Here is a 7,984-nt window from a genome sequence, read left to right as displayed (position 1 = left end):
AGCGTCGTGTCGCGGTCGAGGCCGGGGCTGCGGCGCAGGAAACGCACGCTTCGGGGCAGGTATTCGCAGATGCGTTCGTCGCTGCAATAGGCGTACACCTCGTCGATCTCCCCGATGCCGGCGAGCGTCCGCAGGATATGGCACATCAGCGGTTCGCCGCCCAGCAGGCGGAGGTTTTTGCCCGCTACCCGCTGGCTGTTGAGGCGTAAGGGGACGAATGCTACTGTTTTCATCGCTATCTCTCTTTTTTGTCGGTCTGTGTCAATGCCCCCCCCCTCTTGTCGGTCGCTGCTGCCGGAGTCCCGCGAAGGACACCGGCCCGCGGACTGTGGCCGGGAGCTTTGCAGGTAAATTATTGCACCAGCAGGTTGCAACCCCTGATGTCGCTGTGGTCGATGCGCCCTTCTACCTCGAACGCCCCGTCGGCAGCCACGCGCCCCACGTCCTGGGTCTGGATGAAGGCGCACGACCACCATGAAGCCAGGTCGGCGATGTCCAGCCCGCCGCGGGAGCCTGCCGGCAGGCGGTCGAACGGATCGTTCACGTCGCGTGCCGCGACCCGCATCCAGGCCGGGCAGCGGAAGATGTTCCCGCCCTGCGAGTAGGCCTGCGACGTGAGTTCCGCCATGCCGTATTCGGAGTGTATCCTGTCTACTCCGAATGCGTCGCACAGGATTTTGTGGAATTCCGCTTTGGGGATCTCCTCGCGGTATCCCTTCATGCCGCCCGTCTCCATGACGATTGTGTCGTCCAGCTTCGGGGCGTAACGCTCCGCCAAATCCCAGAGCGCATAGCTCACGCCCAGCAGGATCTTGGGCTTGGGGTCGCGGCGCATCGCCTCCAGCAGGGCTTCGTGGTCGTCGAGGTAAAAGCCGCCCGAGCCGCAGTCGGACAAAAGCCGGTCGGCCATGTAGACCAGCGACGAGCCTTTGCGCCGCAGGTAGTTGGGCAGCAGTGCGTAGAGGCTCCACCGTGCCGGTTCGCCGTAGAACGTCCGGAACGAAGCGCGGAACGCTTGTTCGTAGAGCGACAGCGAGCGCATCGGGTGGCGCGACGGGGTCATGCCGGTGGTGGACGACGAAGTGAAGACCGCTTCGGGCTCCGGGCCGCCGCAATACACTTCGTGGGTCTTGAAAAGCCCGATCGGCAAGTAGGGGATCGCATCCGCCGTCCGCACCTCCCCGGGCTGTACGCCGATCAGGGACAGATACTCGCGGTAGGGCGCGCATTCCGCAGCCTGGCGCCGGAATACCTCCAGCGCCGCCGCTTCGAATGCCGCCTCGTCCGCGATGCGGAATATGTCGTCGGGTGTGCTCATCGAGTGTAAAGATAGGAAATAAAAATGAAAGTGAGAGCAAACCGGTGTGATAAGACTGTCGAATAGCGATTTAGACGAAGATTGGACAAACGGGCGCAGCCAAGTAAAACCATCAAAAAGCCAACTCAAACCGGAATTACGTTACTATCCTGTTACTTTTTTGAGCTGGCGGAAAAGTTTCAGATGGTTTTCAAAGAGCTGATTTACACGCTTTCAAAGGCTGTTTCATCTATAAATGTAACCGAATTTTCGGAAGGCGGAAGAGACAGCACGAAAAAAGACGATCTCAAAGGCTTTAAGGAATCCGCTGAAGTCTATGGCAAGGGCATCGTGCATTTCCCTAAGGACTGTAAGTTGTATTGTGGTCGTGGTCTGGCCCGTAACCAGAGCGGAGACAAAAAAGGTGCATGTGAAAATTGGAGGGAAAGCAAAGAAATAATACGGATATGTATTATGATTCTAATGACTCTTGTCCGCTGTTCTTTGTTTCGTTAAAAGTAGACAATATTTTGTATATCATTCTACGATTAAAAAGGACAAATATTCCGTAAACAATTATCATGGCAAGCCAAATGAGTGCCATTTTAAGAGCAGGCACACCGCTGAAAAGGAGAATTATTTGCGTAATAAACCCGAAAAACGTATACCCCGTGACTAATGCCGCCAAAGCTCTGCTTGCCATCGCCCCCACCTTGATCCGCAGTATTCGAAACAAGAGATACAAGAGGAACGAGAATAAAGGTACGCCAAACGCAGCCAATGCAACTACAACTCCCTGGGCATTCTCGTTATTTTGCAGATAATTTAGAATATCAGAAACGAATTCCGTCATATTTTTTCTCCTCTTCAGATATGTGCAACAACGGTTTGTCAGTATAACCCATTGGACGGGCAAACAACAAGGCGGGCATTTCGTGAATACCGATATTATACATATTCACGCTTTCATTGTAGAGTTCGCGGCGGTCGGAAAGCATATCTTCCAAATCCGACACCCGAAGTTGGAGGGTGCGGAAACTCTCCACAGCTTTCAGCTCGGGATAGTTTTCCGAAACGGCGAAAAAGGAATTTAGCAGTTTGCCGACTTCATTAGCCAGTTGTACTTTTTCATCGGTAGAGCGAGAGGAAAGAAAAGCGGTTCGTAGCTCTGTAAGCTGATTTAACAGCGATTCTTCGTATCCCTGTGTCTTTTTTACCACAGCAATAAGGTTGGGTATTTCATCTACACGCTGCTTTAATATTACATCGATATTGGCAAAATTTTTATCTACATTGTACTTCAGCATAACCAACCGGTTGTAAATGGCAACGCCTCCGGAGACAATGCCGACAATGATAACTCCCAAAATAACGAAAGCAATAATAATTCCCATATTCACTGATGCTTAAAGATGATTGTTTTTTCTTGATTGGAAGGGAGTATATATCCATACTGACCGGATGAAATACCCTTGTTGCCGAAAGGCAGGTTTATTTGCAACTCTCCGTCACGGTATTCGATGTGACAAAGCAGTATCAGTGAAGCGATAATACCCAAAACGGAGGTATAACAGATCAGACTATTGATAAGCGGCTTTGCCCTGTTGTATTTGTTGAGTGTTTGTGAAGGCATGAGCGTATATACCTTCTTCGTTTCTTCGTACCGGAAAACCGTTTTGCCTCCTCGTGTATCTGCCATTCCTATAAGCAGTACTTTATCGCCGGGCAACAACAACCGCTGCGTGTATCGCTTTCCTTCTTTTTGATACCGCTTGTTTATGGGCAGACACAAAAGATTCAGCTTTTCGGGTGTAACGTCCAATATGCCCGTTTCGTCCTGTATGGAGAATGCGTTGCATTTATTCTCGCTGTGAACGGTGGTATACGAAGTTCGTCCTTCGCTGTCGTGGTCTATATCTTCTATTTCGTATTCGTATGCAATACACTCCGTGTCACCGATAGGAGCAATGAGTTTTCCTCCGGGAACAACTATTCCTTCCACTTCGGCAAGCCCCATAGCCACAGAACGTATAGGAGAGGTAGGCAATATTGCCTGTAAACGCATAAAATGACGGTCACCCCCGGGATTTTTCAGCGCGAAAAGAGGAAGGATAATAAATACCACCAAAAATATTAGCGGCAACGAGACTTCCATAATAAACATAATAACGAGCATTCCAATAATCCCCGATATATAAGTTCCCGTTACTTTGCCCGCAGTGAAGACGGAAACTTTTTTTCCGGTTTTCCGGTATTCAGCTTTGACTTTTCTTAATCTCCTCACCAAAGGCATTATGATAAGGCCGACAATAGCCAACACAAAAGTAAGTACAAAAAGAAGCACCAACGCACACAAGCCAAAGCCCGGTTTAATAACCCCTAAGAAGCATACAAGAGTTGGTTCCAGAACAAAGAGAAGCCATTTAGGTTTATAGTCCCAACCGTATATTCCGCCTAAAATAACATGATGAAAAAGTGCCACAAAAGCCGAAAATGGTATCAGAACAAAAACCACTCCAACACTTATATCGCCCCAATCTGTCAAAAAGTTGATAAGTTCCTTCATTTACGAAACATTTCTTGTATTCAGTTTTTCACGCTTTTGTGGATGCAAAAGACACGCAAAAGTCGGACGGGTTCAAGACCGGATTGCGTCCGATTCCGTGCGGGATAAAGGCCGGGATGTTTAAAACGCCCCGAACCCGATCTGGCTGTCGTCGCTGAGATTTGTCTTTTTCAGCTGGGCTTCGACTTTTTTCAGGATCTCGTCGTATTTCTGCTCCGAAAGCCAGGGCTTCATCGTTTGGTTCAATTTCTCCATTTTTTCGACGTGCGGATCCAGTATCTCATGTTTTTGCGCATAGGTTTCGGCTTTCATGAGTTCTCTCAGCAGGAGTGCAGGCTGCAGGGCGCGCTGCAAATCGTCCTTCATCTCTTTGGGCAGGCTCCGGGCTTTGTCTTTGGGCAGGCTTGCGTACATGAGGAGCCCCAGGCTGACCTCCCTCGCAAATTTTTTATACACCTTCTGAAATCGGTCACTCCGCGCGTTGATGGTAAACGCCATGTCGTCCAACTGTTTTTCGATCTGTGCCATCTTCTGTTCGACTGCGGAGTAGCTGCTGAACATTTTTTCTTTTTCGGCTTCCACCGATCTCTCCACCTCGGCAAACGATTCCTGCAATGCACGGAATTCTTCCGGCATTTCGGCTCCTGCGCCGTTCTCTTCATAATCGGCGATGGTCTCCTTCAGTGAATCGATCCGCTCCTGCGGCACTTGTCCGCAGGCCATCAAAGTCAGCAGACATCCGGATAATAACCATTTCTTCATCATTTTTTTCAGTTTAATCATTTATCGGATAAAGATCGGGAATAGTTTTCGATATTCGGTTATCCAAAACGCTCATAAAGTTATCTTGCGGGATATGTTCCAGGAGATAGAGGAGCTGGGCGCCGGAGCAGAACGACATGATCCGGGCGGCCCATTCCTGTAAATGCGAAAACAACAACCTGCGGCCCGGATATCTCCGTTCCGCCGTCGTTGTTTTCACGGGTATTACGTGGCCTGCGGCCGCTTGTCATTTGTTACTTTTTCACTTTCGGCGCAAGCATCATGTTCATCTTCTTGCCGTCGAGCCGGGGCATCGCCTCCACTTTGGCGAACTCTTCGAGATCGGTGGCAAAGCGCAGCAGCAGGATTTCGCCCTGCTCCTTGAAGACGATCGAACGGCCGCGGAAGAAGACGTAAGCCTTGACTTTGGCCCCCTCCTTGAGGAAGTTCTGCGCGTGCTTGAGTTTGAAATTGTAGTCGTGGTCGTCGGTCTGGGGCCCGAAGCGGATCTCCTTCACGACCACTTTCGTCTGATTGGCCTTCAGTTCCTTGGCTTTCTTCTTTTGCTGGTAAAGGAATTTCTGGTAATCGTCGATGCGGCATACGGGGGGCTCGGCCTTCGGAGAGATCTCGATCAGGTCGAGTTCCAGTTCGTCGGCGAGTTTGAGCGCATCGCGGATCGGCAGAACCTGCGGCTGGCCGACGTTGTCGCCGACCACACGCACTTCCGGAGCCGTGATCTCGTTGTTGATCCGGTGGGGGTTCTCCTTGACGGGCGGACGGCGCCCGAAGCGGTTGTTGGCATTGGCTGCCGGTTTCGGTCTGTTATTCCCGGGGGTAAACGGCCTCGGCGGGAATGGTTTCGGTGCTGCGATAGTTGTACGTATTAGTTAAGTTAATAATGTGTTCTTTTATTTCTTTTCCAGTTTGTTGGCGTCGATCTCCTCTTTGACCAGTCCGGCGATCAGGTCGCGGAACGCTTCCATCGTCATCTGGCCCTTGTCGCCCTCGCCTTGTGCGCGAACGGATACGAGGCCCTCGGCCTCTTCCTTCTCGCCGACGATCAGTAGGTAGGGGACGCGTTTCAGTTCGTTGTCGCGGATCTTGCGGCCGATCTTCTCGTTGCGGTCGTCGATTTCGGTGCGGACGTCGTTGCGGTTCAGGTATTCGGCCACTTTCTGCGCATAATCGTTGAACTTCTCCGAGATCGGGAGTACCACGACCTGCTGGGGCGAGAGCCACAGCGGGAATTTGCCGCCCGTGTGCTCGAGCAGCACGGCCACGAAACGCTCCATCGAGCCGAACGGCGCACGGTGGATCATGATCGGGCGGTGCAGTTTGTCGTCGGCGCCCTTGTACGTCAGGTCGAAACGCTCCGGCAGGTTGTAGTCCACCTGGATGGTGCCCAGCTGCCATTTGCGGCCGATGGCATCCTTGACCATGAAGTCCAGCTTCGGGCCGTAGAATGCGGCTTCGCCCAGCTCCACGACGGTCGTGAGCCCTTTCTCCCTGGCTGCCTGCATGATGGCGCTCTCAGCCTTCTCCCAGTTCTCGTCCGAACCGATGTACTTCTCCTTGTTATTGGGGTCGCGGAGCGAAATCTGTGCCGTATAGTTGTCGAACTTCAGCGTCTTGAAGATGTAAAGCACGATGTCGATCACGCGCTCGAACTCTTCGAGCAGCTGGTCGGGACGTACGAACAGGTGAGCGTCGTCCTGCGTGAACCCGCGTACGCGCGTCAGCCCGTGCAGCTCGCCCGACTGCTCGTAGCGGTAGACGGTGCCGAACTCCGCCAGGCGGACGGGCAGCTCCTTGTACGAGCGGGGCTTCGAACGGTAGATTTCGCAGTGGTGCGGGCAGTTCATCGGTTTGAGCAGGTATTCTTCGCCCTCGATCGGAGTGTGGATCGGCTGGAACGAGTCCTTGCCGTATTTGGCGTAGTGGCCCGAGGTCACGTACAATTCCTTGTTGCCGATATGCGGGGTAATCACCTGCTGGTAGCCGTATTCCTTCTGCACGCCCCGCAGGAACTGCTCCAGACGGTCGCGCAGTGCGGCACCTTTGGGCAGCCACAGGGGCAGGCCCTGTCCCACGCGCTGCGAGAAACAGAACAGTTCGAGGTCTTTGCCCAGCTTGCGGTGGTCGCGCTTCTTGGCCTCCTCCATCATCACGAGGTATTCGTCGAGCATCGACTTCTTGGGGAACGAGATGCCGTAGATGCGGGTCAGCATCTTGTTCTTCTCGTTGCCGCGCCAGTATGCCCCGGCTACCGAAGTCAGTTTCAGGGCCTTGATGTAGCCCGTGTTGGGGATGTGCGGCCCCCGGCAGAGGTCGGTGAACGCACCGTTGGTATAGAATGAGATGGTGCCGTCCTGCAAGTCCGTAATCAGTTCTACCTTGTACTGGTCGCCCTTCTCGGTGAAGGTCTTGAGTGCTTCGGTCTTGGGGACTTCGCGGCGGATGAGCTGCTCCTTGTTGCGGGAAAGCTCCTGCATCTTCTGCTCGATTTTGGGCAGGTCGGCCTCGGTGATCGGCGTCGGCGAATCGACGTCGTAGTAGAAGCCGTTTTCGATGGCCGGGCCGATACCGAACTTGATGCCCGGGTAGAGTGCCTCGAGGGCTTCGGCCAGCAGGTGGGACGAGGTGTGCCAGAAGGCGTGCTTGCCCTCTTCGTCCTCCCATTTGTAGAATTTGACCGAGGCGTCCTCCTCGATCGGGCGCATCATGTCCACGGTTGCGCCGTTTACCGAGGCCGCCAGGGAGTCAGCAGCTAAACGAGGGCTGATGCTCTCTGCGATTTGGAAGGCAGTCGTCCCTTTGGCGAACTCCCTCACCGAACCGTCGGGAAAAGTGATTTTGATCATAAAAAATTTATAAAGTTAAGTTTTCGGGGCCTTCGGCGCTTCCACAATTACGAGACGGAATACGCTTCCGGGTTGCCCGGTGTTTATCGTTTTTTCTCTTCCGGCTGCCGCGCTGTGCGTGCTGCCGTGCCTTTGCCCGTCGTGTTTCCGGCCTGTGTTTCTCCGGCCTGTGTTTCTCCGACCGCCGGCCCTGCAATCCCCGCGTCTTTGGCCGCCGTGTTCCCGGTCTGTGTCTCTCCGGTTCGTGTTTCTTCGGCCGCCTGTTTCCCGGATCCCGCATCTTTGCCCGCAGCGTTTACAGCCTCCTGTCCGCGGCGCCCTTCCCGGATCATCGCCGTCCCGGCGCCGATACCCAGCAGTACGGTCAGTTCCCCGGATGCCAGCTTCCAGAACTCCGTGTCGCCGAAAAAGTAATCGCAGAGCCATGCTCCTCCGAGCAATACCCATATGGCCACGAACCCGGCCCCGACGCGGATCTTTTTCTGCGGCGTCATA

At 53.4% G+C, this 7,984-nt stretch carries 9 protein-coding genes; all 9 read right to left on the bottom strand.

Annotation, left to right across the window (positions count from 1 at the left end; all coding sequences use genetic code 11):
* Nucleotides 1–233, bottom strand: a 233-nt coding sequence (locus QVP03_RS12990) for a cytidylyltransferase domain-containing protein (protein ID WP_410511870.1), incomplete at its 3' end; no start/stop codon positions are given.
* 119 nt (nt 234–352) lie between these two features.
* Complete coding sequence (locus QVP03_RS12985) at nt 353–1,318, bottom strand: acyl-protein synthetase LuxE (protein ID WP_022333818.1); 966 nt, start codon at nt 1,316–1,318, stop codon at nt 353–355.
* A 451-nt stretch (nt 1,319–1,769) separates the two neighbouring features.
* On the bottom strand, nt 1,770–2,150 hold the full coding sequence (locus tag QVP03_RS12980; protein ID WP_117507579.1) for a hypothetical protein: 381 nt from the start codon (nt 2,148–2,150) through the stop codon (nt 1,770–1,772).
* Entirely contained in the window at nt 2,131–2,691 is a 561-nt protein-coding gene (locus QVP03_RS12975; RefSeq protein WP_022333817.1) for a LemA family protein, read from the bottom strand. The genes QVP03_RS12980 and QVP03_RS12975 overlap by 20 nt, the downstream gene beginning before the upstream one ends.
* Nucleotides 2,692–2,693: 2 nt before the next feature.
* Nucleotides 2,694–3,863: a hypothetical protein gene (locus QVP03_RS12970; RefSeq protein WP_022333816.1), complete on the bottom strand. Its 1,170-nt coding sequence runs from the start codon at nt 3,861–3,863 to the stop codon at nt 2,694–2,696.
* Between the two features lie 120 nt (nt 3,864–3,983).
* Nucleotides 3,984–4,646, bottom strand: a complete 663-nt coding sequence (locus tag QVP03_RS12965; RefSeq protein WP_141405193.1) for a hypothetical protein — start codon at nt 4,644–4,646, stop codon at nt 3,984–3,986.
* 233 nt (nt 4,647–4,879) lie between these two features.
* Nucleotides 4,880–5,500 carry a translation initiation factor IF-3 gene (gene infC / locus QVP03_RS12960; RefSeq protein ID WP_082426582.1) on the bottom strand — a complete coding sequence of 207 codons (621 nt, stop codon included), beginning with the start codon at nt 5,498–5,500 and terminating at the stop codon, nt 4,880–4,882.
* A 36-nt stretch (nt 5,501–5,536) separates the two neighbouring features.
* Nucleotides 5,537–7,489, bottom strand: coding sequence for a threonine--tRNA ligase (gene thrS / locus QVP03_RS12955; protein WP_022333813.1), 1,953 nt, complete (start codon nt 7,487–7,489; stop codon nt 5,537–5,539).
* 83 nt (nt 7,490–7,572) lie between these two features.
* On the bottom strand, nt 7,573–7,983 hold the full coding sequence (locus QVP03_RS12950; protein WP_022333812.1) for a hypothetical protein: 411 nt from the start codon (nt 7,981–7,983) through the stop codon (nt 7,573–7,575).
* Between the last annotated feature and the right edge of the window lies 1 nt (nt 7,984).

This window comes from Alistipes sp. CAG:29, assembly GCF_000435435.1.
Taxonomy (GTDB): Bacteria; Bacteroidota; Bacteroidia; order Bacteroidales; family Rikenellaceae; genus Alistipes; species Alistipes onderdonkii.
This window is presented reverse-complemented; position numbering and strand designations above follow the sequence as displayed.

Bases quoted from the DNA above. Each gene is read 5' to 3' on its own strand.
- QVP03_RS12965 (WP_141405193.1), bottom strand. From the start codon at position 4,646: ATGATTAAACTGAAAAAAATGATGAAGAAATGGTTATTATCCGGATGT.
- QVP03_RS12980 (WP_117507579.1), bottom strand. From the start codon at position 2,150: ATGACGGAATTCGTTTCTGATATTCTAAATTATCTGCAAAATAACGAG.
- QVP03_RS12985 (WP_022333818.1), bottom strand. From the start codon at position 1,318: ATGAGCACACCCGACGACATATTCCGCATCGCGGACGAGGCGGCATTC.
- thrS (WP_022333813.1), bottom strand. From the start codon at position 7,489: ATGATCAAAATCACTTTTCCCGACGGTTCGGTGAGGGAGTTCGCCAAA.
- QVP03_RS12950 (WP_022333812.1), bottom strand. From the start codon at position 7,983: ATGACGCCGCAGAAAAAGATCCGCGTCGGGGCCGGGTTCGTGGCCATA.
- QVP03_RS12970 (WP_022333816.1), bottom strand. From the start codon at position 3,863: ATGAAGGAACTTATCAACTTTTTGACAGATTGGGGCGATATAAGTGTT.
- QVP03_RS12975 (WP_022333817.1), bottom strand. From the start codon at position 2,691: ATGGGAATTATTATTGCTTTCGTTATTTTGGGAGTTATCATTGTCGGC.